The organism is Ruegeria sp. AM1, assembly GCF_056540745.1.
This window is the reverse complement of record NZ_JBQFXH010000006.1, coordinates 75,734-100,855: the sequence shown is the minus strand read 5'-3', so window position 1 is coordinate 100,855 and position 25,122 is coordinate 75,734. Positions and strand designations below refer to the sequence as shown.

Here is a 25,122-nt window from a genome sequence, read left to right as displayed (position 1 = left end):
GAGGTGCGAGCTTTCGGTTGTTCCGTTCAGGTACGATTCATTATCACGCGAAAAACTTGGATCAAGCTATCTTTGGCATTGCGCACAGTAGAAGGATGAGCGACCGGACTGAGTGATTCTCTTGATCCTGCCGTCGCAACCCTGGGTTTTGCACGGCGCATCCTCGCGCCCGTACACGTCAAAACTGTGCTGAAAATATCCAAGTTCTCCATCGGCTTGACGGAAATCGCGCAAAGACGACCCTCCGGCGTCGATGGCCTCGGTGAGGACCTGACGGACAATTGGCACCAGCGCCGCCACACGTGTCTCGGCAATCTGGCCTGCTTTGCGACGTGGCGACACTCTGCCGCGATAAAGCACCTCGCAAACGTAGATATTGCCCAGACCAGCAACGATTCTCTGATCCAGAAGGGCCGATTTCACCGGTGTATTCCTGCCCCGGAATGCCTCGATCAGATGCGCTTCGTGAAAGTCATTCCCAAGGGGTTCCGGCCCCAGGACCGAAAGCAGTTTATGCTCATGCGCCGTCTCGGTTTCCAGCAGATCCATGGCACCAAACCGGCGCGGATCATTGAAAGTGATCTGCGCACCATTTGCCATGTGAAAGACCACATGGTCATGTTTTGCGGGCGCAGGATGGGTATGCACGAACTGCCCCAACGGGTCGCCCGACACCGTCATGCGGCCCGACATTCCCAGATGCACCAATAATGTCTCACCACTGTCCAGATCGGCCAGAATGTATTTGGATCGCCGCCAGAGGCGCAGGACGCGCCGACCGCTCAGCCGGTCGGCCATTTGATCGGGAAAGGGCCAGCGCAGATCGGGGCGATTGACCTCGGCCCGTTCGATCACAACCCCTTCCATCGCGGGGCTCAGCCCGCGGCGGACCGTTTCAACCTCGGGAAGTTCCGGCATGTATTCTCCTGATTTGCCGCAAGGACACTGTTGAGCGCCTGCACCATCTCTTCATGTCCGGTCACATATTTCAGAATCCGCGCCGTCTTCCCATCGGAAAAACGCAGAACATAGGTCCCGTTATGCCTGAGTTTGATCTGACTGAGCTTTTTCAGATCATAATGGCGCCATTGAAACAGCGGGCTCATCGTGACCAGCTCATCGCCATCGATCGAGACGGAATTGGCGAGGTGATAGATCAGGGTGTAGATCACCAGCGCCAGAAGGCCCAGCTTGATCAGAACCGCCGTTTCCGCGTCCTGACCAGGAAAGAATTCTTCGTTCGGAGCCAAATCGGGATCGACGAAGCCGATATAGAACAGGACGACCAGGATCAGCGCGGTCACGATGATCACACCGGGCGTTGTGCGAAACGTCAGGCGCGTCAGAGACTGTTGCGCTGGTCGGTCACTGCCAGCGCGCAGCATCGATTCTTCGACAATGTCTTTGGGAAAGTGCCGCGCGGCTGCGTCCAGCTTATCCCCGATCCCCTGAGCACGGTGAACACGCAGGATCGTGCGTAAAACCGCACGCACCCGCCAGATTATGAAAGCAAATGACAGGAGGACGCCTACCACAACAGCAAAAATCGTAAGATCCGGCATTTCAGTCTTTCATCTTCTCGTGCCCCCTGCTCCTACCTGCTGACTAAGGAGAATCTGTGGCGCATCCGGCAGATCGCTGACCCTGCTACCTTTTCGCGCGATTGTCTTCCCTGTTGCGGGGCCTATAAGGATGATCAAACAGACAAAGGCATCGCTTTCATGTCCGACACCAACGACAAGACCACTCATTTCGGGTTCGAAACCGTGCGCGAGGCTGACAAGGCCGGTCGCGTCCAAGGCGTGTTCAACTCGGTCGCATCGAAGTACGATGTCATGAACGACGTCATGTCGATGGGCATTCACCGCATCTGGAAAGACGCGATGATGGATTGGCTGGCCCCGCGCCCGGGTCAGCGCCTGCTGGACGTGGCAGGCGGCACCGGAGATATCTCGTTCCGCTTTCTCAAACGTGCAGGTCACGGCCACGCCACGGTTCTGGACCTGACCGAGCCAATGCTGGTCGAAGGCCGCCAACGCGCCGAAGCCGACCAGATGTCCGACAGTCTGGATTGGGTGGTGGGGGACGCAATGTCCCTGCCTTTCGAGGACAACACGTTCGACGTCTACACAATCTCGTTCGGCATCCGCAACGTGACCCGCCCTCAGGACGCGCTGGCCGAGGCGTATCGTGTTCTGAAACCCGGCGGCCGTCTGATGGTTCTGGAATTCAGCCAATTGCCGAATGACGGGCTGCAAAAACTGTATGACCTCTATAGCTTTAACGTCATTCCCCGTATGGGAAAGCTCATCGTAAACGACAGCGACAGCTATCAATATCTGGTGGAGTCGATCAGGAACTTTCCCGATCAAGAGACATTCCTGACCATGATACGCAGCGCAGGATTCGAGAACGCGAAGTACCGCAATTTCACCATGGGCATCGCAGCCCTGCATTCCGGCTGGAAAATCTGACATATGCGCGGACCCCATAATATCATCCGCCTGATCCGAACAGGCGCCACCTTCGAGCGCACCGGTGCCATGAACGTCGTACTAGACGCGTTCGAAGCCCCGCGCGCCCTTCGGATCGTGGCCCATGCGCTGGGCAAACCGTTTCAATGGCTCGGTTACAAGGGCGATCCCGATATGCCGCCTGCCACGCGCGCGCTGACCGCGCTGGGACCGGCCTACATCAAATTCGGTCAGGTCCTGTCGACGCGCCCGGACGTGGTCGGAGAGGACTTGGCCCGGCAACTGCGCGTTCTGCAGGACAGGCTGCCCCCCTTTTCGCGCGCCGAGGCGATGGCCGAGGTGGAAAAAGAGCTGGGCCAGCCAGTCGATGAACTCTTTACCGAATTCAGCGAGCCTATAGCGGCAGCCTCAATCGCGCAGGTCCACAAGGCCAAACGCGCCACCACTGGCGAAGATGTGGCCGTCAAAGTCCTGCGCCCAAACATCGAACGCGCGTTTCGCAAGGATGTCGACGCGTTCTATTTCGCGGCCCGCATTGTCCAGCTATTTGCCCCCGGCGCTCGTCGTCTGCGCCCTATGGAGGTCATTGAGCACTTCGACGGGGTGGTGCGGGGCGAACTGGACCTGCGCCTGGAAAGCGCTGCTGCCTCGGAATACGACGCCAACACCAAGGATGACGAAGGGTTCTGGCTGCCGCCGGTCGTCTGGCCCCTTTCGGCCCGCCGTGTCATGACCCTCAGCTGGGCAGACGGTATACCATTGGGCGACAATGACGCGCTGGACGCCGCCCGTCATGATCGCCATGCGCTGGCGCAACGCGTCCTGCGCCTGTTCCTGATGCACGCCCTGCGCGATGGCTATTTCCACGCCGACATGCATCAGGGCAATCTGAAGGTGGCCACCAACGGCGATATCATCGCCTATGACTTTGGCATCATGGGCCATATCGACGAATACACCCGCCGCGTCTATGCCGAGATCCTCTTTGGTTTTATCCGCCGCGACTACAAACGCGTTGCCGAGGTGCATTTCGAGGCAGGCTATGTTCCCGCCAATCAGGATGTCGACGAATTCGCCCGCGCGCTGCGCGCCGTGGGCGAGCCGATTTTCGGCATGGACGCCACCCATATTTCAATGGGCCGCCTGCTGAACTACCTGTTCGAAGTCACCGAACGGTTTGGCATGGAAACCCGCACCGAACTGATCCTGCTGCAGCGCACAATGGTGGTGGTCGAAGGCGTCGCCCGGTCGCTAGACCCGCATATCAATATCTGGGAGGTCGCGCGCCCGGTTGTCGAAGATTACATCAAAAAGTCAATCGGCCCGCGCGCCGCGCTGCGGGACTTTGGCAAAACCGCACTTGTGCTTGCCCGGTTCGGCCCGCGCCTGCCCGCGCTGGTTGAAAATGCGCTTATCGCCCAGACCCAAAGGGATGAGCCGCAAGGATTCAGCTTGGCCTCCAAGATGCTTCCCGCCATCCTCGGGGCCGCTGCGGGCGTTGCTGTGACCCTGTTACTGGCCGCATTCGGCTAAGATCCGCCCCCTGCTTTATCTGGATGAAGATATCGGGGGGCAGTCAACCCCCGCCCGACATCAAAGCCGTTCGATCGCGATGGCAATCCCTTGCCCGCCACCAATACACATGGTGATCAAGGCCTTCGAGCCCCCCGTGCGTTCTAACTCATAGAGCGCCTTCAGGGTGATAATCGCACCCGTTGCGCCGACCGGATGACCCAGAGCAATCGCGCCCCCGTTCGGGTTCACCTTTGCCGCGTCCAGCCCCAGCTCATGATTGACGGCCAAAGCCTGCGACGCAAAGGCCTCGTTGCTTTCGATCACATCGAAGTCTTCGACGGACAGTCCGGTTTTTTCCATCAGGTTTCGCACGGCTGGCACCGGTCCTATGCCCATCACCTCGGGCCGCACACCCGCATGGCCGTATCCCAGAATCCGCGCCTTGGGCTTGAGCCCCGCGCGCTCGGCTGCCGCGGCAGTGGCCAGTACCATTGCTGCTGCACCATCGTTGATGCCCGATGCGTTGCCCGCGGTGACGCGACCGTCCTTTTGGAACACCGGCCGCAATCCGGCCAGCGCCTCGGCTGTGGTGGCTTTCGGGTGTTCATCAACTTTGAAGTCGACCATGTCGCGTTTGACTTTGACCTGCACCGGCGCGATCTGGCTGCTAAAATGCCCGGCCTCAATCGCAGCTGCGGCGCGGGTTTGGCTGGCCAGCGCAAACTCATCCATCTGCGCGCGTGTGATCTGGTGTTCGTCCGCAACGTTTTCAGCCGTCACCCCCATATGCCCGGTCCCGAACGGACAGTTCAACGCGCCCAGCATCATGTCCAGGGATTGCACATCGCCCATCTTTGCCCCCCACCGCGCCTGCGGGACGATGTAGGGGCTGCGCGACATGCTCTCGGCGCCGCCGGCAACGGCAAATTCAGCGTCACCCAAGCTCAAAGACTGAACCGCCGACACAACCGCCTGCACGCCTGAGCCGCACAACCGGTTTACATTCATCGCCGGGGTGCTCTCGGGTATGCCCGCCTGCATCGCAGCGACACGCGACAGGTACATGTCGCGTGGCTCGGTCGCGATCACGTTGCCAAACACCACATGGCCGATCTGACCACCGTCGACTCCTGACCGCGCCAGGGCTTCCTCGGTTACCACCGTTGCCAGGTCAATCGGAGCGGTCGACGCAAGCGCACCGCCAAATGTTCCAATCGCCGTTCTGGCCCCATCCAGTATCACGATGTCGGTCATGTCTTTCTCCTTTGGGATTTGGCCGCAGTATGCACCCGTCGCCTACGCCTGTCCCACGGAACGTTCCGTCATCACCGGAATTGACAAGACGTGGCCAAGCGCGCATGAAATTCCGTCATGACGGAAAACTCGAACGATATCCTGACACGCCTGCCCGCCCGCCTGAAAGAGGCCCGCCGGGCCAAGGGCTTGTCGCTGGAAGCTGTGGCCAATCTCAGCGGAGTCTCGCGCTCAATGGTCAGTCAGATCGAACGCGGCGAAAGCAGCCCGACGATTTCAACGCTCTGGAACCTTACACGCGCTTTGCAGGTCGATTTCGCCGGATTGTTGGAAGACCCCGGCGGCGCCGATCAGATCGAGGTGCTGCGGCAGTCCGAGGTGCCCAGCATCGACAATATGGGCCAAGGCTGTCGCATCCGCATCCTGTCCCCTCCCGAAGAGGCAGGCGGCCACGAGGTTTATGACATGCATTTCGAACCGGGCGGAAGGTTGGACAGCCAACCTCATACCAGAGGCGCGCAAGAGCAGCTGACCGTGCTCGATGGATCGGTGCAAGTAACATCGGGCAGCGCCAGCATGGAACTGAGACAAGGGGACACGGCGCGTTATGCGGCCGATGTCGTCCACGCGATCGCTGCGGCAGACGGCCCGGCGCGTGTTTTTCTGATCGTCAAAAACGCCTGACCTCGGCAGAATTCCGCCTTCACGGAAATTTTTCCACCATTTCGCATATCCCCTATTTGGGAAATGCATCCGTTATGTTAGATATCCGACTCAAATGAACGGAGATCACCATGGCAGACGCCTTCCTGTCCCACATCACAGACACCCTTGCGCAGATCCAGGCCGAAGGGCTGTACAAGCGCGAACGCATGATCACATCGCCGCAAGGGGGCGAGATTGTCGTGGGCGACCGGACCGTCATCAACCTTTGCGCCAATAACTATCTGGGTCTGGCCGATCACCCGGCCCTGATCGAGGCCGCAACACAGGCGATGCAGCCCAAAGGGTTCGGCATGGCCTCGGTCCGGTTCATCTGTGGCACGCAGGATATTCACCGGGAGTTGGAGCAGAAGCTGGCACAGTTTCTGAGCAAGGATGACGCCATCCTGTTTGCCGCCTGTTTCGATGCCAATGGCGGCCTGTTCGAACCTCTGCTCGGGCCCGAGGACGCGATCATCTCGGACAGCCTGAACCACGCCTCGATCATCGATGGGGCGCGGCTGTGTAAAGCCAAGCGCTATCGTTACAAGAACAACGATATGAACGACCTCGAAGCTATGCTGAAACAGGCGCGCGCGGATGGGGCACGGCATATCATGATCGCGACCGATGGCGTGTTTTCGATGGATGGCTATCTGGCCAACCTGCCGGACATCCGCGCGCTGGCAGATGCGCATGACGCCATGGTCATGGTGGATGATTGTCACGCCACCGGTTTCATGGGGCCAAACGGGGCTGGCACGCCGGATCATTTCGGCGTCGATGTCGACATTCTGACGGGGACGCTGGGCAAGGCGCTGGGCGGGGCCATTGGCGGCTATATCGCGGGGCCGCAACCCGTAGTTGATCTGCTGCGGCAACGGGCGCGGCCTTATCTGTTTTCAAACTCACTGCCCCCGTCCATCGTTGCGGCCGGGCTCGAAGCGCTTCGGCTCGTGGAAGAGGGTGACATACTGCGGGCGCAACTGTTCGGCAACGCGAAATACTGGCGCGCAGGGCTTGAGAAACTGGGTTTTGACCTGCTGCCGGGTGAGCATCCGATCATCCCGGTCATGCTGGGTGAGGCGACGTTGGCACAGGACTTCGCGACGCGGCTGTTTGAGCAGGGCGTCTATGTCTCGGGCTTTTTCTTTCCGGTTGTGCCGCGCGGTCAGGCGCGGATCAGGACCCAAATGAACGCAGCGCTGACCAGGGATGAACTCGACCGGGCGCTCACCGCATTTGGCAAGGTCGGCACGGAACTGGGGGTGATTTGATGCGCCCCAACACAATGAAAGCGCTTGAGAAATCCAAGCCCGAAGAAGGGCTGTGGATGGTGCAGGCACCAGTGCCTGAGATCGGCCCTGATGAGGTTCTGATCCGGGTCAACAAAACGGGCATCTGCGGCACCGACATCCATATCTGGAACTGGGATGACTGGGCAGCCGCCACCGTGCCCATCCCGATGATCACCGGTCACGAATTCGCGGGCGAAATCGTCGAAACCGGGCGTAATGTGACCGGTCTGGAGATCGGCCAACGCTGCTCGGGCGAGGGGCATCTGATCACCACCGACAGCCGCCAAAGCCGCGCGGGCAAGTTCCACCTTGACCCCGGAACACGCGGGATTGGCGTGAATGAACAGGGGGCGTTTGCACAATACCTCAAGCTGCCCGCCTTCAACGTAGTGCCCCTGCCGGATGATGTCCCGGATGAGATCGGTGCCATTCTCGACCCGCTGGGCAACGCGGTTCATACGGCGCTCAGCTTTGATCTGCTGGGTGAGGACGTGCTGATCACGGGTGCCGGCCCCATCGGCATCATGGCCGCTGCCGTGGCACGCCACGCAGGGGCGCGGCATGTGGTGATCACTGATATCAACCCAGATCGCCTGAAACTGGCCGAACACGTCGTCCCGAATCTGCGCGCTGTCGACGTTGGCCGGGAAGAGTTGTCCGATGTCATCACTGAGCTTGGCATGTCTCAGGGCTTTGATGTCGGGCTTGAGATGTCGGGCTCACAAATCGCTCTGGATCAGATGGTCGAGGCGTTGGTGATGGGCGGCAAGATTGCTCTGCTGGGGATACCCCCTGGCAAATCCCCGGTCGATTGGAGCCGCATCGTCTTTAAGGCCATCACCATCAAGGGCGTCTATGGGCGCGAAATGTTTGAGACCTGGTACAAGATGATCGCCATGCTGCAAAACGGCCTGGATGTCAGCCGCGTCATCACCCATCGCTTTGCGGTGGATAACTTTGCCCAGGGTTTCGCCGCGATGAAATCCGGCCAATCCGGAAAGGTTGTTCTCGACTGGACCTAAGAGCGTGGCATACTCAGGACACTCCAGCGGGGGCCGGAACCAACACATGCTGTATCGTGGATTTTCGCAGGACGAGCTTGAGCAAGCCTATTCCCCAAGCTCGATGATCGGCGGCGATCTGTCCCCGTACCTTGCCAGTTACACAGCGCTCAGCGCGCAGGCCCGGACCGAGCAGTCCGCCCGCGAAAACCTGCGCTATGGCGAGGCACCAACGCAGGTTCTGGATTTCTTTCCGGCGCCCAAGGCCAATGCACCACTGCATGTCTTCATCCATGGCGGGTACTGGCAGACGCTCAGCCAACGCGAATCGGCGATGATGGCCCCGACAATCGTCGCATCCGGTCAGGCATTCGCCACGCTGAACTATACGCTCGCGCCGGAAGCACGCCTGTCTCAGATGATCTCTGAATGCCGAAATGCGCTGCTTTGGTTGGCAAAAAACGCGTCCGCGCTTGGCATAGATGCAAGCCGGATCACCCTGTCCGGCCACAGCGCAGGTGCGCATCTGGCCGCGATGGTGATGGCCACCTCCGCCGATCATTTCGCACGCACGGGGTTACGGATACGCGACGTGATCCTGATCAGCGGCGTTTTTGATCTGGAACCCATCAGCCTGACGTCCGTGAACGATCCGCTGCAGCTGAGCCCGGTGGAAATTCACGATCTGTCACCGATCCTGCATCTTCCGGCCCCCGGTCCACGATATCGGGTGCTCGTCGCTGAACGTGATACGCCAGAGTTCATCCGACAAAGCCGCGACTATGCTGAAGCGCTGCGCAAAGCGGGGCATTCTGTCAGTTTTGCGCTGCAACAGGGTCAGCATCACTTTGACATCATCCTGCACCCCGGCACCTTCTTGCCCGCATAGACGTAACCGCCAAAACGAAAACAGCGGCCCAAAGAGCCGCTGTTTCAGTATCTATGTCGCTTGCGATCAGTCGAGCGTCCGCGTGACTTCTTCGCGCTCGAAGATTTCGATCACGTCGCCAGCGCGGATATCGTCGTAGTTCTCGAACGCCATACCGCATTCCTGACCCGATTGAACCTCGGCCACTTCGTCCTTGAAGCGCTTCAGGGTTTTCAGCGTGCCTTCGTGGATCACCACGTTGTCACGCAGCAGACGGACGCCTGCCGAACGACGCGCAACGCCTTCGGTAACTAGACAGCCGGCAACCTTGCCAACACCCGTGACCTTGAAGACTTCGCGGATCTCGGCGTAACCGATGAACTTTTCGCGAATCTCGGCGCTCAGCAAACCCGAAGCGGCCGCCTTCACGTCGTCGACCAGATCATAGATCACCGAGTAATAGCGAATCTCGACACCCTTCTGGTTCGCGGTGTTCCGTGCTGATGCATTGGCACGAACGTTAAAGCCAAAGACCGGCGCGCCTGACGCCTCGGCCAGACCAACATCGGTCTCGGTGATCGCGCCGACACCGGAATGCAGCACGCGCACGCGCACTTCGTCGTTACCGATTTTTTCCATCGCCTGAACGATGGCCTCGGCCGAACCTTGTACGTCCGCTTTCATCAGAATCGGCAGCTCGGTGACGTTTTCGTCTTCCTTGGCCTTCTGCATCAGCTGCTCAAGGGTGGTCGCGGCACCAGCGGCAGCGCGTTTGTCCTTGGCGGCTTGCTCACGGTAGGCGGCGATCTCACGCGCCTGCGCTTCGGTCTCGGTCACGTTCAGAACGTCGCCCGCTTCGGGCGTACCGTTGAGACCCAGAACCTCGACCGGAACCGATGGACCGGCCTCTTTGACGCGGTCGCCCTTGTCGTTGATCAGCGCGCGGACCTTACCGTACTGCTCACCCACAACAAAGATATCGCCCTGACGCAGGGTACCGTTCTGAACCAGAACGGTGGCGACGGGGCCGCGGCCCACATCCAGCTGCGCCTCGATCACGGCACCTTGGGCGGCGCGGTCGGGGTTGGCTTTCAGTTCCAGAATCTCGGCTTGCAGCGCAATCGCTTCCAGCAACTCGTCCAGACCCTGTCCAGTGATGGCGGAAACTTCGACGTCCTGAACCTCACCCGACATTTTCTCAACGATGACTTCGTGTTGCAGCAGATCGGTGCGCACCTTGTCCGGGTTTGCGTCCGGTTTGTCGACCTTGTTGATCGCCACGATCATCGGCACTCCGGCAGCTTTGGCGTGGTTAATCGCCTCAATCGTTTGCGGCATCACCGCGTCATCCGCAGCAACCACCAAGACCACGATATCCGTGACCTGAGCTCCGCGCGAGCGCATCGAGGTAAAGGCTGCGTGGCCCGGCGTATCCAGGAAGGTCAGCGTGGTGCCACCGTCGGTTTTCACCTGATATGCACCAATATGCTGTGTAATGCCACCGGCCTCGCCTGCCACAACGCGCGCGTCGCGGATCGCATCCAGAAGCGAGGTTTTGCCGTGGTCAACGTGACCCATGATGGTGATGACCGGCGGGCGCGGCTGCAGATCAGCGTCCTCGTCCTCGACCTCTTTGATGACGTCTTCAACGTCCGAATCAGAGACACGGGTGACCTTGTGGCCAAACTCTTCGATGATCAGCTCAGCAGTGTCGGCGTCGATGGTCTGATTCTGCGTAACCATCATGCCCATCTGCATCAGCGATTTGACAACATCTGCCACTCGCTCGGCCATACGGTTGGCCAGTTCCGAGACCATGATCGCCTCGGGCAGCTGCACGTCGCGGATAACCTTTTCCCGCTCGACCGTGCCGCCCATGGCTTTCTGGCGCGCACGCTCTTGCTTGCGCTTCATCGCTGCCATCGAGCGTTGACGGTTGCCTTCGCCACCCGTGGCCTGACCCAGTGTCAGTTTGCCGGAACGGCGGTTGTCGTCACGACCTTTGCCGCGACCGCGCTGTTCGCGTTCACGATCCTGTTTGCGCGGGGTGGCCGACGGTGCGGGTTTGCTGGCAGGCGCACGCGCGGCTTTTGGCTCTTCAGGGGCCGGGGCAGCTGCTGCGCGTTTGGCAGCTTCTTCTGCCTCTTTGCGCTTGCGCTCTTCCTCTTCGGCTTTGGCGCGGGCTTTCTCTTCGGCTTCACGCTGTTCGCGTTCCTTGGCCTCTTGCTCGGCGCGGCGGCGGGCACGTTCTTCTTCACGCGCCTTCTCTGCTGCTTCACGCGCCGCGGCCTCTTCGACCTCGCGGGCTTTGGCAGCCTGCAGCGCCTTCATACGGCGCGCCATTTCAGCATCAGAAATTCCAGCAGGACGACGCGACGGATCACCCGATGGCGTTGCACCGCCACCCGGTTTGCTGGCGCCCGGCTTGGGAACCACCACGCGCTTGCGTTTGGTTTCCACCACGACATTTTTGGTACGTCCGTGGCTGAAACTCTGTTTCACATTTCCGGGGCGTGCCCCGCCACGAAGACCTAATGTCTTTTTGCCGTCATTATCGCTCATAAAGCTTCTTACCCTTCCGCGCGGCCCCTGCCGCCGTCATCCGTTTCGCGCAAGCCACGCAGGCGCTGCGCTTCCTCTACAACACGTTTGGCGAGTCCGCCAGAGGCCAAGGCCGCATGAATCACGGTTTGGCGCCCAAAAGCCTGCCCTAATTCATCTGCGGTCAGCCATCCGATGTATTTTCCAAAGTGCGGCGTGCTCAGCTTGGACTTGCCGCGTCCGGATCCATCAGAGGCCTGCAACAGCACCTGGGCCTCGTCCCGGTCCAGCCACGTCTTGACCTTTTCATAGCCCGCAACAGCATCACCAGACTTGCGCGCAAGGCTCAGCAATTCGACCACACGCCGCGAGATCTGACGTTCAACCTCGTCCGTCAGGTCCTTTGGCGCGGTTACCTGCGCCTTGAACCCACGGGCGAACAGTTTCTTGTCCACCGCCTTGTCCAGCGCGGCGCGCTCTGCGGCCACATAGACCCCGCGCCCCGGCAGTTTTGCCGCGACATCGGGATAGACCTGACCATCGGGGTCCGTCACAAAGCGGATCAGCCCATATTTAGGCTGAACCTCACCCGTAGCGAGGCATTTCCGCTCAGGCCCGTCCGACCGATCCTTTTGGACGCCACCGCGACCCATGTGCGACCCCCGAGGCCTGAGATCAGGCCTCGGCCTCCTCTTCTACTGCTTCGCCGTCTTCTTCGGCCTGCTCCAGTTCGGCAGGGTCAACCCAACCCAGCATGATACGGGCCGTCATGACCAAGTCCTGTGCTTCCTCCAGCGATACGCCGAACGGCTCAAGAACGCCATCATCCTTGATGCGCTCACCGTCGACCGTGGTCCAGCCACCGGCCAGTTCCCAGTCGGCGCAGGTTGCGAAGTCTTCCAATGTCTTCACATCGTCCTTGGACAGCGCTTCTACCATCTGGGGGGTGAGCCCCTCGAATTCAATAAGGCTGTCCTCGGCACCCAGCGCACGGGCCGCATCCAGAGCAGCCTTGGCCTGTGCCTCAAGGAATTCACGCGCGCGGGTCTGCAGTTCCTGCGCCGTGCCTTCGTCAACGCCGTCGATGACCAGCAGTTCCTCGATTTCGACGTAGGCGACCTCTTCCAGGTTGGTAAACCCTTCCGAGACCAGCAACTGCGCAAAGAATTCATCCAGATCGAGTGTTTCCATGAACAGCTGGGTCCGGGCTTCAAACTCCTTCTGACGGCGCGCCGATTCTTCGGCTTCGGTCATGATGTCGATGTCCAAATTGGTCAGCTGGCTGGCCAGACGCACGTTCTGACCGCGGCGACCAATGGCAAGGCTCAGCTGCTCTTCGGGAACAACGACTTCGATCTTACCCGCTTCTTCGTCCAGAACCACCTTGGAAACCTCGGCAGGTTGCAGCGCGTTCACAAGGAAGGTCGGCTGATCTTCGTTCCACGGGATGATGTCGATCTTTTCGCCCTGCAGCTCGTTCACAACGGCCTGCACGCGGCTGCCGCGCATACCAACGCAGGCCCCGACGGGATCAATCGAACCGTCATACGAGATCACGGCGATCTTGGCGCGCGAACCGGGGTCACGGGCCACGGCTTTGACCTCGATAATGCCGTCATAGATTTCCGGTACTTCCATCTTGAACAACTCGGCCATAAATTCCGGCGCAGTACGCGACAGGAATATCTGGTGGCCACGGACCTCGCGGCGAACCTCTTTGATATACGCGCGCACACGATCGTTAGGGCGATAGCTTTCGCGGCCGATCTTGTCATTGCGGCGCAGAACCGCCTCGGCTCCGCCGAGATCGACGATGACATTGCCGAACTCTTCGCGTTTTACAGCACCGTTGATGATGGTGCCTGCGCGATCCTTGAATTCTTCGTACTGACGGTCACGCTCCGCTTCGCGCACCTTTTGCAGGATCACCTGCTTGGCGGATTGCGCGGCGATACGGCCCATTTCTACCGGCGGCACTTCTTCTACGAAGACATCACCAACCTCAGGCGCTTCCATATACTGTTTGGCCTGTTCGACGGTCATCTCGGCCTGATAGTTCTCAAGCTCTTCATCCTCGACCACGGTGCGGACGCGCGTGAATGTCGCCTTGCCGGTCTTGCGATCGATGCTGACGCGGATGTCCATCTCAGCGCCGTAGCGGCTTTTGGCGGCACGGGCGAGCGATTCTTCCATCGCTTCGACAACCAGACCCGGGTCGATCATCTTTTCGCGGGCCACTGCCTCGGCGGTCTGCAGCAGCTCCAGCTGGTTGGCTGAGGTGATTGCCATCAGTTCGTCTCCTCTTCGGACCCTTCGGTCTCAATCTCGTCGAAAGCGTTTTCGTTTAAGGAACCAGCGTCTTTGCGCTGGCGCAGCATTTCTTTAATCAGGTCATCAGTCAGGACCAGCTTGGCATCGCTCAGCCAGTCGAATTGCAGACCGATGGTGATCGTCTCGGACCCTTCGGGGATGTTGATCAAAACCTCATCCCCTTCGATCCCGGCCAACTCACCCTTGAACCGGCGACGACCGTCGATCAGTTCGGCGGTTTCGATCTTGGCCTCATACCCCTCGAACATCTCAAAATCCTTGAGGCGGGTCAGCGGGCGATCGATACCGGGGCTGGACACTTCCAGCGTATAAGCATCCAAAATCGGGTCCTCAACATCCAGCGTGGCGCTGACCGCGTTGGAGATTTCGGCGCAGTCATCCACTTCGATGCCGCCATCAGGCTTGTCGGCCATGATCTGCAGCGTGGTCTGCTTACCGCTCATCAGGCGAATGCGCACCAGCTCATACCCCAGATCCTCGATCACGGGGGTGATGATCTCGGCCAGTCGCCGATCAATGGCCGCTTTGGCTATCAGGTCGTTTGTCATCTGGTACTCTACCCTGTCATCGGGCACAAAAAAACGGGCGCGCGGCCCGTCGAATTTTCCGGTGGAGCCTTAGATCGAATGTCCAACGCGCCGCTGTTGCTCATGCATATACGCAGGGTTTCCCGAGTCTGCAACCCCTGTCGCCGCAGGCTGTACTGGTGACGTCTGATTTTCGCCTATTTCAGGTCATCCACCAGCGTTCAGCGATACGACCATCGTCCAGCGGGACCTGGCAACCAATCTGGCGCGGCATTCCGACGCCAGATCCAACCGCAAGTTGCAGATTGGTTTCCGACGGGTGGAACCTCAGACCGCGAATACCACGCATGCCATCCGCGTCAGGCAGTGCCGCCGCATCAACATAGCCGTCCCGCAGCGCCTCGGCCCGGACACCGGCATCCGGGATCACGATGACCTCAACCGCATCCAGCCATCCTGCCCGGCCATCCTTATAGTGGCCTGCAGTCCGGCGACCCAAAAGATGCCGTCCATCCTCGGCCCGTTCCACGCGGTAGCACCCGGTGCCGTTCGCAGCGCTCAGCGGTGTTACGTCCTGGCCATCGCGGGTGATTGCGAAACGGCTGTCGGCAAGCAGGAACGGCAGGCCGGGATTGGTGCCTGCCAACTCAAGGCGCACTTGATTTGGGGCCAGTTGCTCGGCCCGCCCGACCTGCGCCAGAACAGACAGTACATCCTGCGCGGCCAGCGCCCCGCCATCATGAAAGACCGCATCCTCGCGCAGATCAAAGGTCCAGACCCGCGCCTGCGCATCGGTACGCCATCTGGTTGCCAGCTCTGCCTGAAGGGTTCCGTCCGGTGCGATTTCCGTGAGGGTGTCGAATACCGCCCCGCGCGCGATCCGCTCAAGGCTGTCATCACGCGGAACTGCCAGCCGCAGCACCCCGCCGGATTTCGGCGTATCCGCCAAAGACGCGCCCGTTGCAGCCAACAGCGCAGCGGCGGCACCTGAAGCAAACAATGCTCGACGGTCGATACGTGTCATGACAGCCCCTCCGCCACACGGTCCATGATCCGAATCAGCTCGGCACTGACGGCCGGTTCCGACAGGGCGTGCCCGGCCTGCCGCACCATCTTAAGCTCGGCATTCGGCCAGCGCTCGGCCAGAGTCCAGGCTGCCTGCGGCGGGCAAATCATATCATAGCGCCCCTGAACGATATGACCGGGGATATGCGCAATACGCTCCATCTGCGCCAGAATCTGGCCGTCAAACTCCAGAAAACCGCCATTTATGAAGTAGTGATTCTCCAACCGTGCAAAGGTCCGCGCGTATTCGCCCGGGCTTTCGCCGACCGAACCGTTGCTATGGATCGAGGCCAGCGCGTTTTCCCAATGCGACCAAGCCCGCGCATACATAATCTCGGTGGCGCGATCGCCCGAAAACAGCCGTTTGTGATATGCCCCAATCGTATCGGAAAGCTCGTTTTGCGGCAGCAACGAGGTGAATTTCGACCACTGTTCGGGCCAGAATTTCCCGGCCCCTCCGCCATAGAACCAATCCAACTCGCTCTGCGTCATCAGGAACACGCCGCGCAGAACCAGACGGCTGACCCGATCCGGGTGCGTCTGCGCATAGATCAGCGCCAGCGTCGCGCCCCAGCTGCCGCCGAAAACAATCCATTCATCAACATCGAACAATGTGCGCAGACGCTCGATATCCTCAACCAGATGCCAGGTCGTGTTGTCCTGCACCGAGGCTGTGGGGCGTGACCGGCCGCACCCGCGCTGATCAAACAGAATCACCCGGAACACGGCCGGATCAAAATACCGCCGCATTGCGGGGCTGCATCCGCCGCCAGGGCCGCCATGCAATACCACAACAGGTATCCCATTGGGATTGCCGCATTGTTCCACATAAATACGATGCCCATCGCCCACATCGACCATCCGCTGGTCGAACGGGTCGCTCGGCGGATACAGATATTGAACTGCGCGCTTTTGGTCCGGGTACTTGTCCATTATGGCCCTATATAGTCCTTAAGCGTAAAAGAGCACACGGAGACAGGAATGCAAGCGCATCCGAACACGGTCGACCCATCCGAGATCGCAAAATTCGAGGCCATGGCCGCCGAATGGTGGGATCCGCATGGGAAATTCAAGCCGCTGCACATGCTGAATCCGTGCCGTCTGGACTATATCACACAGCAAATCGCGGGTGAGTTCGACCGTGACCTGACGGCGGCGAATCCTTTCGAGGGCCTGCGCCTGCTGGATATCGGCTGCGGCGGCGGGTTGCTGAGCGAACCCATGGCTCGCTTGGGGGCCGAGGTCGTGGGAGCCGACGCCGCCGAGGGCAACCTGCCCGTTGCCCGCATCCATGCCGAACAATCGGGCCTGCAGATCGACTATCGCCACACCACGGCCGAGGATATGGCCGCCGCAGGGGAACAGTTCGACGTGGTTCTGAACATGGAAGTGGTCGAACACGTCGCCGACCCGCTGAGCTACATGACCGCGACGCAGCAACTACTGAAACCCGGCGGGTTAGAGATTTGTTCGACCATCAACCGCAACCCGAAATCCTATGCGATGGCCATTTTCGGGGCCGAGGTCGTCATGCGCTGGCTGCCCCGCGGTACGCATGAGTGGAACAAGTTTATCACCCCCGACGAGCTGTTCGACCTGCTGCGCCAGGCCGGATTGGAGCCGGTGGACCGCAAAGGGTTCGTCTTCAACCCGATCCTGTGGAGTTGGTCGATCTCGGACCGGGATTTGAGCGTGAATTATGTGACGGCGAGTGTGAAGCCGGGATAAGGTGATTCTTTTGGTTCGATTTTTTGATTTTACGCTTTGGCGTGCAGCAATTTATGGCACGGCAATCGCCGCTTCTACCTTATTCAACAGCCCGCATGTCGCAGCACAAGAACTAGTAAATGCGCAAGGCGTGGTCGTTTACGAGCATGAAGGCGTTCCGCTGTATGGTTACATAAGCGATCCCAAAGTTTCTGAAGCGGCTCAGGAAATTATGGACCGCTACTTGGGTTCGAATTCAAACAGCTATGATCTGGTAAGGGCGATTTCTTTTGTTGTTTTTATTGACCCCGAGATAGTTTCGGAAGGCAAGTTTGTGAAACCCGTCGATTTAGAGCTGACGGAGGAGATGACAGAACCAATTGCTAAACACGAACTCTCTAACGAAGGATACAATGTAGGAAGAATATTCGCCACGAATGAAGAAGAAAAAGGAGATTATTTGGTATGGCTTGTTCATGGTGGCCCATATGAGGGCAAAGAAGGAATAGAATCCTGCCTTCTTTTCGCGGCGGCGGCTTCGGCTGGAATTTGGTTGGCTGATATTCCAGCTTTGGATCCGCGTGATTTACGGCAGCTTCTGGACAGAATGCTCTTAGAATGAAGCGGTCATTTAGACCGCGGTACATTGCATGAGCATCAAGTCTGCCAGCGCCCGACCGCACCAGTCCTCGACCCACCTTGGGACAACGGTCCGCTGATCCCTACTCCCCCTCCAACTGCAACCGCAAATCCCGCAGCACGGGCAGCGTGCTGCGCACGCGCTCCAGCCCCAGTTCTCCGACCACGCGGTTGATCAGCGGGGCAATAGACGAGATCGCCTGATCGCGCGCGCGGCGACCGGCGGGGCTGATGGCGACCATCTTGCGGCGGGCGTCGTCCCAGTCGGGGCGGATGTGAATGTATCCGGCCCATTCCAGCTTGGCCAAGGTGTTGGTCATCGCGCCTCGGGTCACGTGGAACGTGTTGGCCAGTTGCGCAGGGGTGCGCTCATCGCCCACAAAGACCAGATGGTTCAAAACCGAGAAATGCGAGATTTCCATGCCCTTGGGCAGCACCCGGCTCAGCCGGTTGCGCAATAGCTGATCGGCGGTCAGGATCTCGCTGAACAGCGTGACCGCAAGGGCATTGGTGTCGTCCGTCATAATCCGGTTCTGTGTCAGGGCCCGTCGAAAGGCCGAACGTGCGTCAACGAGGGCACGCGACGGCGCGCCTCTGTCACAGAACTATCATCCAGATCAAAAAAGTGAATGCCCGGATCGGTGCCTGCGTCGATCAGCACCTCTCCCCATGGGGCGACAACCATGCTGTGGCCATGGGTATATCGCGTCTTTCCGCGCGTTTTGGGGTGTTCGCCGGTTTGTGCCGGTGCAATCACCCAGCACCCGTTTTCTATGGCCCTGGTGCGCAGCAGTGATTCCCAATGGGCCGCACCCGTGACCGGTGAAAACGCCGCCGGAACCGTCAGAATACGCGCGCCCGCCTGTGCCAGCGCAGCATAGAGATGCGCAAAGCGGATATCGTAGCAGATTGTCATGCCAACCTTGCCGAAATCCGTATCGGCAATAACCGCGCGGGTTCCCGGGCGATAGCCCGCCGATTCGCGAAAGGTCTCTGCTTCCGTGACCTGCACATCGAACATATGAATCTTATCATACCGAGCGACGATGTCGCCTTGTGAGTTGATCATGAAAGACCGGTTTGCAAACCGTCCATCCGGATCATGGGTTTTCACCGCAAGAGAGCCGATCAACAGCCAGACGTCTAGCGCTGCGGCCTGCGTACGCAGGCCCGCCAACGTGTCGTCATCGTCTTCGTGCTGCAGAACCGCGCGCTGCCGCGTCGCGCTTGTCGAAACGCAGTTCGTGACCTCAGGCGTCAGAATAAAACGCACACCTTGAGCGGCTGCCTCGGCCATCATGGTGCGCACCGTTTCAAGGTTTTCTGACGGATCATCCGACGAGGTAATCTGCAGCAGCGCGGTTTTCATCAGGCCGCCAACAGGCCGTCCAGCTTGCCCTGACGATCCAGATCATACAGGTCGTCGCAGCCGCCGACATGCGTTTCACCCACAAAAATCTGCGGAACCGTGCGCTTGCCCCCGGCCCGCTTGATCATTTCTGACTTGCGTTTCGGATGTATCAGCACGTCGATCTCTTTGAAGGTCACACCCTTCTGCTTGAGCAGACGCTTTGCCGCGTGACAAAACCCGCAAAGCGGCGAGGTGTAGATTTCTACCGGTTTCATATTCCGTTCCCTTGGTTTCGCGCAATCCTGAGCGAATTAGGCATCCTTGGCAACGCGCGCCAGTACCAACACGAAAATATGATTTGCCCCCGCGGCCATACAGGCACGCGTACAGGCCGCAAGCGTTGAGCCAGATGTCATGACATCATCAACCAGTAAAATATCGCGCCCAACCGCCCGGGATGCGCGTTTCGGATGGGCCGCGATCGCCTCTGACAGAATATCGGCCCGTTGCGCAGCGGTTTTCCCATCCAGGACCGGGGTTCGCACCTTGCGCATCAGAAAGTCGGGGCAATTTTCCAACCCGGTTGCGCCAGTCAACTGCCGGGCCAGCAGCGCCGATTGGTTATAACGCCGCTTGATCAGACGGGACCAGTGAAGAGGGACCGGCACAATCAGCATCCCCGGTCTGAAAAGCTCTTGCCCTGCGCGCGCCATCCATTGGGCCGCTGGGCGCGCCAATTCCGGGCGATCCCCGTGTTTCAGGGCCAGAACCATCGACCGCGCCCGCCCCTCATAGAGCAATGCCGCGCGAGCATCCTGCCACGGCGGGGGCGACGCCATGCAACTGTCGCATTCGATCCGATAACCGTCGACCTGCCCGGGCACGGGCGCCCCACAGCTTTCGCAGACCGCCCCACCGATAAAGGGCGTCTCGCGCCAGCACGATCCGCACAGCCCGAAATCCGACTCGGTCAGGGCACCGCATCCAAGACATCGTGGCGGATAGATCATCTCGGCAGCGGTTTGAATTCTCTGCCAGATGCGATACTTGCGGTTTATGAAACTGCCCGCGTCCAATACGGCCCCTCTCTTTGATCGTAAAAGCCTGACAGCGCATCGCGCACGGGTCGAATGCGACGCCCTGTTCCTGCACCATTCCGCCATTGATGAGGTCAAAGATCGCCTTTTGATGGTTAACAAGACCTTTACGGAACCGGCAATTGTCTGCCCTTTCCCTGAGATTTGGCGGGATGTGCTGCCCGGTGCCCGGATCGTCGGGGACGACGAGGTTCTCGATCTTGCACCCGGTGCGCATGATCTGGTGATCCATGCCATGGCGCTGCACTGGGCGAACGATCCCGTTGGACAACTGATCCAGTGTCGCAGGGCATTGCGACCCGATGGGTTGACCCTGGTGGTCTGCCTGGGCGGCGAAACCCTGCAGGAACTGCGGGTGGCGCTGGGACAGGCCGAAGCCGAGGTGACGGGCGGATTGAGCCCACGCATCGCGCCCATGGCCGAGCTGCGCGACCTTGGCGGGTTGCTGCAACGCGCCGACCTGTCACTGCCGGTTGCTGACAGAATACCGCTCACGGCGCAATACCGCGACATCTGGCACTTGATGCAGGATCTTCGCGCCATGGGTGAAACCAATGCGCTTTCGGCCCGCATTAAGCATCCCACAAGACGTTCGGTCTTTGACCGGGCACAGCAGATTTATGCCTCTCATTTCCGCGCGCCAGACAACGGGCTTGTGGCGACGTTCGAGCTAATCTGCCTGACCGGCTGGTCACCCGATGACAGCCAACCAAAACCTCTGCGTCCTGGATCAGCCCAGATGCGGCTGGCTGAGGCATTGGGCACAGACGAGGGCAAACTGTCGGATTGACGACCCACCATTTCCATTTATGTCAGAAACGAACACAAACTCAGGAAGTCTCTTATGCTCGACGCCACTCGTCCAACACATGCCAATGCAGATCATCCCAAGGTCAAAATGGGCCGTGTTGGCGTCTTGCTGGCGAATCTGGGAACGCCTGACGACTATAGCTATTGGCCGATGCGGCGATACCTGAATGAGTTTCTGTCGGACCAGCGGGTGATCGACTATCCCGCCTGGAAATGGCAGCCCATTCTGCAGGGGATCATTCTGTCGAAACGCCCCTTCAGTTCGGGTGAAGCCTACAAATCGATCTGGAATCACGATAAGGGCGAGAGCCCGCTGATGACCATCACCAAGGATCAGACTGCCAAGCTGCAAAATGCGCTGCACGAGCGGTATGGCGATAAGGTTCTTGTCGATTTTTGTATGCGTTACGGCAACCCTTCCACAAAATCCAAGGTGCGCCAGATGGTGGCCGAGGGATGTGACCGCATTTTGTTTTTCCCGCTCTATCCCCAATATGCCGGGGCAACCACCGCAACCGCTAACGATCAGTTCTTTCGCGCGTTGATGGAAGAGACCTGGCAACCCGCCAGCCGCACGGTGCCGGCATATTTCGATGAACCGGCTTATATCGACGCCTTGGCGCAATCGGTCGAAACGACCTATGCCAACATGGAAAGCCAGCCTGACATCCTTGTCTGTTCTTATCACGGGATGCCAGAACGTTATCTGATGCAGGGTGACCCCTATCACTGCCAATGCGTCAAAACCTCACGACTACTCAAAGAGCGTCTTGGCTGGTCTGATGCGCAGCTTGTTTCAACCTTTCAGTCCCGATTCGGCCCCGAAGAGTGGCTGAAGCCCTACACGGTTGACCATGTGGCTGAACTGGCGCAGCAAGGTAAGAAGAACATCGCCGTCATTGCCCCTGCCTTCTCCGCTGACTGCATTGAAACGCTTGAAGAGATTAATGAAGAGATCAAAGAGAGCTTCGAAGAGGCCGGCGGTGAAACCTTTACCTATATCCCCTGTCTGAACGACGAGGACACCCATATCACTGCCCTGAGCAAAACGATCGAAGATAACTTGCGCGGCTGGCTGGACTAGGCAGCCCGACAATCAGACACAAAAAAAGGCGGTGGATAATCCACCGCCTTTTCTTTTGATAACTCTCGTCGAGTTAGCCAGCAGCAACAGCAGCAGCAACAACGACCAGCAGGATCAGCGGCAGCAGGATACCCTGCGACGAACCCTGAGTTTCTTCTACAACAACAGGTGCCTCTACAACCGGCTCTTCCAGGTTGCCTGCAAATGCGGTCGAAGCAGCGGCAGTCAATGCAGCAGCGAGAACGAGTTTCTTCATATTAACCTCCAGAATTTGCGCGATTCCAACTATCGGAACCGCACATCCAAGACTTACCTCGTGGTTTTTTCTAATCAGCTAAAGGGCGGGAATGCAATTGCAACTTGAGCCGGAAGCGGCTTGGAGCGCGAAAATGTCGTCAAATTAGCAACACTTGCGTGCCAACCTTGGCAATGGAAAACAGCTCTGCAATATCTTCATTAAAGAGGCCAATGCAGCCATTCGACGATCGACGACCGATTTTGCGCGTATCATGCGTCCCATGGATACGGTAATACTTCCAGCTGAGATATAAAGCGTGTGTTCCCAATGGGTTATCCGGACCGGGTGGAATGTAGTCCGGCCACTCAGGATTTCGTTTCTTCATCGATGGAGTCGGCGCCCAGCTTGGGCCCTCAACCTTTCGGATCACGCTGGTACGCCCACGACGCGTTAAATCTTCGGTCAGAGGCACCGAAGAAGGGTAAAGCTTGTAGGTGGATTGATCTTCAGACCAGTAATGCAAAGCGCGCGAAACCGTATCGACCAGAATTGCGCCGTTCTTGGTGTTCGAAAAATAGGGTTGCCAATCCAGCGCCCTGAAACCCGAGACATTGCGGCGAACGGCTGGTTCTTGCTCCGGGGCCGGCCGCAAGGGATCTCCGGGGATATACTGAGCTATGGCAGGTGTCGCCAGAACGGCAGAGGCGCCGGTCAGAAACCCGCGGCGAGTTGTCGATTTAATAGTTTTCCTGACCATGGCAGACGGTCCTTCTTATCGGCAAATGCAAAAATCTGGTCCATTTTATTGCCAGAATGCTTCAGTCGCAAATCAAACCGGCAGAATCACGCAGGATTTAGCCACTGCGCATTTGCTCCGGACGATAAGGCAGGCTATTCCCCTTGTCGAAACAATTATCAGGCCAATCATGACGCGTATTACCTCTCTATTGCTGATTTGCTTAGTCGCACTGGCGGCATGTACCGACACCGGCACCACTGCGCTGGGTGCCGACGGGCGGCCTTTGCCTACCGTGTACAAGATCCGTGGCAATCCGGATAAATTGCAATTCCGCATGCTCGACTCGGTCAACGCGCTACGTCAGGCGTCGGGACTGCAGTCGGTTCAGTTGAATGCTCAGCTCAACGCCGCAGCGGCCACTCATGCTAAGGATATGTCACGTCAAAACCGACCCTGGCATTTTGGGTCCGACGGATCGTCGCCCATCGACCGCGCGACACGCGCCGGATATTTCGGGACGTTTCTGGGCGAAGCTATTTCTGAAACCTACGAGACCGAGACCGAAACGCTCGCAGCCTGGATGCAAGAACAGGGACCGCGGGCTGTGATCATGGACCCCGAAGCCACCCAGATGGGCTTTGCCTGGCATCAGGAAAGCGGCGGCAAAATCTGGTGGACCCTAGAGATGGGGGCGGGTGGCTGAACCAAGCCCATATCCAGAATCAAAAAGCCTCCGATGATCGGAGGCTTTTTTCTTTAGGTCGCCCTTAAGCCGCCTGCATAGACTGCGCGGCCGTCAGAATGGCATAAAGTTTGACCGGATCAGGGTTGGCTCTGAGCTTGGCGCAGACAGATGAATCTCGCAAGGTGCGCGACACCAGCGCAAGAGCCTTGAGATGATCCACACCCGCGTCCTCGGGTGCAAAAAGCGAAAACGCTAAATCAACCGGTTGACGATCCACCGATCCGAAATCGAAGGGTTTTTCCAGCATAATAAATACGCCAGCCACCGACTCAAGTGCTGAAAGCCGTGCATGCGGAAGGGCCACACCGTGTCCTACACCTGTCGGGCCTAGGCTTTCACGTTCCAACAGATTGTCCACAACTTCCTGAGCCTCAAGCCCAAGCGTGCTTGCAGCAACGTCGCCAATCTCCTGAAACAGCCGCTTCTTGCTGGAAGCGGCCGACAAAACACGTACGGCTTCCGGCTTTAGTATGCTCGACAGCTCCATGATAATGCTCCACGGCGACCCCACGTGTTCACGGGGGTCACCTGTTATCCTTGCCTGTTAAGGATCGATCCAGCCTATATTCCCGTCTTCGCGACGGTACACGACATTCAATCCATCCTTGTTCTCATTTCGGAACACAAGCACCGGGGCACCCGCAAGTTCCATCTGCATAACAGCTTCACCAACACTCAGCGATGGAATCTTCGTCTCCATCTCTGCCACGATCATCGGTTGAAGGGATTCGGGTTCGTCCGCAGTGTCCGATTCGTCAGAGGCGAGGATATAAGACGAGGCTCCAAAGAGTTCAACAGGCTCGGAGCGATCCTTGTGGTGGTCTTTCAGGCGACGCTTATAGCGACGCAACTGCGTTTCCATCTTGTCGCAGCAGCCTTCGAACGCTGCATAGATTTCGGTCGCATGGGCCTTGGCCTGAGCGGTCAGGCCCGTGGACAGATGTACGGTAGTTTCGCATACATATTCATGCGCTGAACGGGAAAAGACGACGTTGGCGTCCGTTGGCCGCTGAGCATATTTGCCCACGACCTCGCCCAGTTCGGTCTGCACGTGGGTCTGCAGCGCCGCACCGATGTCGATCTGTTTTCCGCTGATTTGGTAACGCATGTGGTCTCCTTCGCAATTCACCCATTCT

The 25,122-nt window shown here is 58.9% G+C and carries 28 protein-coding genes; 11 read left to right on the top strand and 17 right to left on the bottom strand.

Annotated features, from left to right (window positions below; all coding sequences use genetic code 11):
• Window positions 1–66: 66 nt before the first annotated feature.
• Window positions 67–918, bottom strand: coding sequence for a bifunctional DNA-formamidopyrimidine glycosylase/DNA-(apurinic or apyrimidinic site) lyase (gene mutM, locus ACR0I7_RS14000; protein ID WP_480512030.1), 852 nt, complete (start codon window positions 916–918; stop codon window positions 67–69).
• Entirely contained in the window at window positions 876–1,562 is a 687-nt protein-coding gene (locus ACR0I7_RS13995; RefSeq protein WP_480512028.1) for a hypothetical protein, read from the bottom strand. The genes mutM and ACR0I7_RS13995 overlap by 43 nt, the downstream gene beginning before the upstream one ends.
• Before the next feature lie 159 nt (window positions 1,563–1,721).
• On the opposite strand from ACR0I7_RS13995, the gene ubiE reads away from it, so the two are divergent.
• Together ubiE and ubiB are read left to right on the top strand one after the other, a co-directional pair.
• On the top strand, window positions 1,722–2,474 hold the full coding sequence (gene ubiE / locus ACR0I7_RS13990) for a bifunctional demethylmenaquinone methyltransferase/2-methoxy-6-polyprenyl-1,4-benzoquinol methylase UbiE (RefSeq protein ID WP_480512026.1): 753 nt from the start codon (window positions 1,722–1,724) through the stop codon (window positions 2,472–2,474).
• A 3-nt stretch (window positions 2,475–2,477) separates the two neighbouring features.
• A complete protein-coding gene (ubiB, locus tag ACR0I7_RS13985; protein WP_480512024.1) occupies window positions 2,478–4,007 on the top strand; it encodes a 2-polyprenylphenol 6-hydroxylase in 1,530 nt (509 codons plus the stop codon).
• A 60-nt stretch (window positions 4,008–4,067) separates the two neighbouring features.
• Here the strand turns inward: ubiB and ACR0I7_RS13980 are convergent, their stop codons facing one another.
• Window positions 4,068–5,243 carry an acetyl-CoA C-acyltransferase family protein gene (locus tag ACR0I7_RS13980; RefSeq protein WP_480512022.1) on the bottom strand — a complete coding sequence of 392 codons (1,176 nt, stop codon included), beginning with the start codon at window positions 5,241–5,243 and terminating at the stop codon, window positions 4,068–4,070.
• Window positions 5,244–5,360: 117 nt separating this feature from the next.
• On the opposite strand from ACR0I7_RS13980, the gene ACR0I7_RS13975 reads away from it, so the two are divergent.
• From ACR0I7_RS13975 to ACR0I7_RS13960, 4 genes are all read left to right on the top strand, one after another.
• Window positions 5,361–5,927 (top strand): helix-turn-helix domain-containing protein, encoded by a 567-nt coding sequence (locus ACR0I7_RS13975; protein WP_480512021.1) that lies wholly within the window; start codon window positions 5,361–5,363, stop codon window positions 5,925–5,927.
• A gap of 110 nt (window positions 5,928–6,037) precedes the next feature.
• On the top strand, window positions 6,038–7,222 hold the full coding sequence (locus ACR0I7_RS13970; protein WP_480512019.1) for a glycine C-acetyltransferase: 1,185 nt from the start codon (window positions 6,038–6,040) through the stop codon (window positions 7,220–7,222).
• Window positions 7,223–7,236: 14 nt separating this feature from the next.
• Window positions 7,237–8,265 (top strand): L-threonine 3-dehydrogenase, encoded by a 1,029-nt coding sequence (gene tdh / locus ACR0I7_RS13965; RefSeq protein WP_480512136.1) that lies wholly within the window; start codon window positions 7,237–7,239, stop codon window positions 8,263–8,265.
• Between the two features lie 46 nt (window positions 8,266–8,311).
• Window positions 8,312–9,133 (top strand): alpha/beta hydrolase, encoded by an 822-nt coding sequence (locus tag ACR0I7_RS13960; protein ID WP_480512017.1) that lies wholly within the window; start codon window positions 8,312–8,314, stop codon window positions 9,131–9,133.
• A 66-nt stretch (window positions 9,134–9,199) separates the two neighbouring features.
• Here the strand turns inward: ACR0I7_RS13960 and infB are convergent, their stop codons facing one another.
• From infB to pip, 6 genes are all read right to left on the bottom strand, one after another.
• Window positions 9,200–11,674, bottom strand: a complete 2,475-nt coding sequence (gene infB / locus ACR0I7_RS13955) for a translation initiation factor IF-2 (protein ID WP_480512015.1) — start codon at window positions 11,672–11,674, stop codon at window positions 9,200–9,202.
• Window positions 11,675–11,682: 8 nt separating this feature from the next.
• Window positions 11,683–12,306 carry an RNA-binding protein gene (locus tag ACR0I7_RS13950; protein WP_480512013.1) on the bottom strand — a complete coding sequence of 208 codons (624 nt, stop codon included), beginning with the start codon at window positions 12,304–12,306 and terminating at the stop codon, window positions 11,683–11,685.
• A gap of 22 nt (window positions 12,307–12,328) precedes the next feature.
• Window positions 12,329–13,942, bottom strand: coding sequence for a transcription termination factor NusA (gene nusA, locus ACR0I7_RS13945; protein WP_480512012.1), 1,614 nt, complete (start codon window positions 13,940–13,942; stop codon window positions 12,329–12,331).
• On the bottom strand, window positions 13,942–14,532 hold the full coding sequence (gene rimP / locus ACR0I7_RS13940) for a ribosome maturation factor RimP (RefSeq protein WP_480512010.1): 591 nt from the start codon (window positions 14,530–14,532) through the stop codon (window positions 13,942–13,944). The genes nusA and rimP overlap by 1 nt, the downstream gene beginning before the upstream one ends.
• A 181-nt stretch (window positions 14,533–14,713) precedes the next feature.
• On the bottom strand, window positions 14,714–15,535 hold the full coding sequence (locus ACR0I7_RS13935; RefSeq protein WP_480512008.1) for an ABC transporter substrate-binding protein: 822 nt from the start codon (window positions 15,533–15,535) through the stop codon (window positions 14,714–14,716).
• On the bottom strand, window positions 15,532–16,509 hold the full coding sequence (gene pip / locus ACR0I7_RS13930; RefSeq protein WP_480512006.1) for a prolyl aminopeptidase: 978 nt from the start codon (window positions 16,507–16,509) through the stop codon (window positions 15,532–15,534). The genes ACR0I7_RS13935 and pip overlap by 4 nt, the downstream gene beginning before the upstream one ends.
• Window positions 16,510–16,557: 48 nt before the next feature.
• Between pip and ubiG the strand changes: the two genes are divergently transcribed.
• Window positions 16,558–17,304: a bifunctional 2-polyprenyl-6-hydroxyphenol methylase/3-demethylubiquinol 3-O-methyltransferase UbiG gene (gene ubiG / locus ACR0I7_RS13925; RefSeq protein ID WP_480512004.1), complete on the top strand. Its 747-nt coding sequence runs from the start codon at window positions 16,558–16,560 to the stop codon at window positions 17,302–17,304.
• Between the two features lie 10 nt (window positions 17,305–17,314).
• Window positions 17,315–17,905 carry a hypothetical protein gene (locus ACR0I7_RS13920; protein ID WP_480512002.1) on the top strand — a complete coding sequence of 197 codons (591 nt, stop codon included), beginning with the start codon at window positions 17,315–17,317 and terminating at the stop codon, window positions 17,903–17,905.
• 100 nt (window positions 17,906–18,005) lie between these two features.
• Here ACR0I7_RS13920 and ACR0I7_RS13915 read toward each other — a convergent pair whose 3' ends face one another.
• Genes ACR0I7_RS13915 through ACR0I7_RS13900 form a run of 4 tightly spaced genes read right to left on the bottom strand, consistent with a single transcriptional unit; the run spans window position 18,006 to window position 20,283 of the window.
• Complete coding sequence (locus tag ACR0I7_RS13915) at window positions 18,006–18,446, bottom strand: MarR family winged helix-turn-helix transcriptional regulator (protein ID WP_480512000.1); 441 nt, start codon at window positions 18,444–18,446, stop codon at window positions 18,006–18,008.
• Between the two features lie 14 nt (window positions 18,447–18,460).
• Window positions 18,461–19,291, bottom strand: coding sequence for a carbon-nitrogen hydrolase family protein (locus ACR0I7_RS13910; protein WP_480511998.1), 831 nt, complete (start codon window positions 19,289–19,291; stop codon window positions 18,461–18,463).
• Window positions 19,291–19,548, bottom strand: coding sequence for a glutaredoxin 3 (grxC, locus tag ACR0I7_RS13905; RefSeq protein WP_480511996.1), 258 nt, complete (start codon window positions 19,546–19,548; stop codon window positions 19,291–19,293). Before grxC ends, ACR0I7_RS13910 begins: the two co-directional genes overlap by 1 nt.
• Before the next feature lie 36 nt (window positions 19,549–19,584).
• Window positions 19,585–20,283: a double zinc ribbon domain-containing protein gene (locus ACR0I7_RS13900; RefSeq protein WP_480511994.1), complete on the bottom strand. Its 699-nt coding sequence runs from the start codon at window positions 20,281–20,283 to the stop codon at window positions 19,585–19,587.
• Window positions 20,284–20,329: 46 nt separating this feature from the next.
• Between ACR0I7_RS13900 and ACR0I7_RS13895 the strand changes: the two genes are divergently transcribed.
• The gene (locus ACR0I7_RS13895) at window positions 20,330–21,160 is read left to right on the top strand and encodes a methyltransferase domain-containing protein (protein ID WP_480511992.1); all 831 of its coding nucleotides are present in this window, start codon (window positions 20,330–20,332) and stop codon (window positions 21,158–21,160) included.
• Between the two features lie 54 nt (window positions 21,161–21,214).
• Window positions 21,215–22,264 (top strand): ferrochelatase, encoded by a 1,050-nt coding sequence (hemH, locus tag ACR0I7_RS13890; protein WP_480511990.1) that lies wholly within the window; start codon window positions 21,215–21,217, stop codon window positions 22,262–22,264.
• Between the two features lie 73 nt (window positions 22,265–22,337).
• Here the strand turns inward: hemH and ACR0I7_RS13885 are convergent, their stop codons facing one another.
• Both ACR0I7_RS13885 and ACR0I7_RS13880 read right to left on the bottom strand, forming a co-directional pair.
• Window positions 22,338–22,520, bottom strand: a complete 183-nt coding sequence (locus ACR0I7_RS13885) for a hypothetical protein (RefSeq protein ID WP_120631809.1) — start codon at window positions 22,518–22,520, stop codon at window positions 22,338–22,340.
• 139 nt (window positions 22,521–22,659) lie between these two features.
• A complete protein-coding gene (locus ACR0I7_RS13880; protein ID WP_480511988.1) occupies window positions 22,660–23,259 on the bottom strand; it encodes a L,D-transpeptidase in 600 nt (199 codons plus the stop codon).
• Window positions 23,260–23,428: 169 nt separating this feature from the next.
• Here ACR0I7_RS13880 and dalA point away from each other — a divergent pair, with 169 nt between their 5' ends.
• Window positions 23,429–23,944: a divisome-associated lipoprotein DalA gene (dalA, locus tag ACR0I7_RS13875; protein WP_480511986.1), complete on the top strand. Its 516-nt coding sequence runs from the start codon at window positions 23,429–23,431 to the stop codon at window positions 23,942–23,944.
• Between the two features lie 64 nt (window positions 23,945–24,008).
• Here the strand turns inward: dalA and ACR0I7_RS13870 are convergent, their stop codons facing one another.
• Both ACR0I7_RS13870 and hpf read right to left on the bottom strand, forming a co-directional pair.
• Window positions 24,009–24,473, bottom strand: a complete 465-nt coding sequence (locus ACR0I7_RS13870) for a PTS sugar transporter subunit IIA (RefSeq protein ID WP_480511984.1) — start codon at window positions 24,471–24,473, stop codon at window positions 24,009–24,011.
• Between the two features lie 57 nt (window positions 24,474–24,530).
• Window positions 24,531–25,094 carry a ribosome hibernation-promoting factor, HPF/YfiA family gene (gene hpf, locus ACR0I7_RS13865; RefSeq protein WP_480511982.1) on the bottom strand — a complete coding sequence of 188 codons (564 nt, stop codon included), beginning with the start codon at window positions 25,092–25,094 and terminating at the stop codon, window positions 24,531–24,533.
• Window positions 25,095–25,122: the final 28 nt, after the last annotated feature.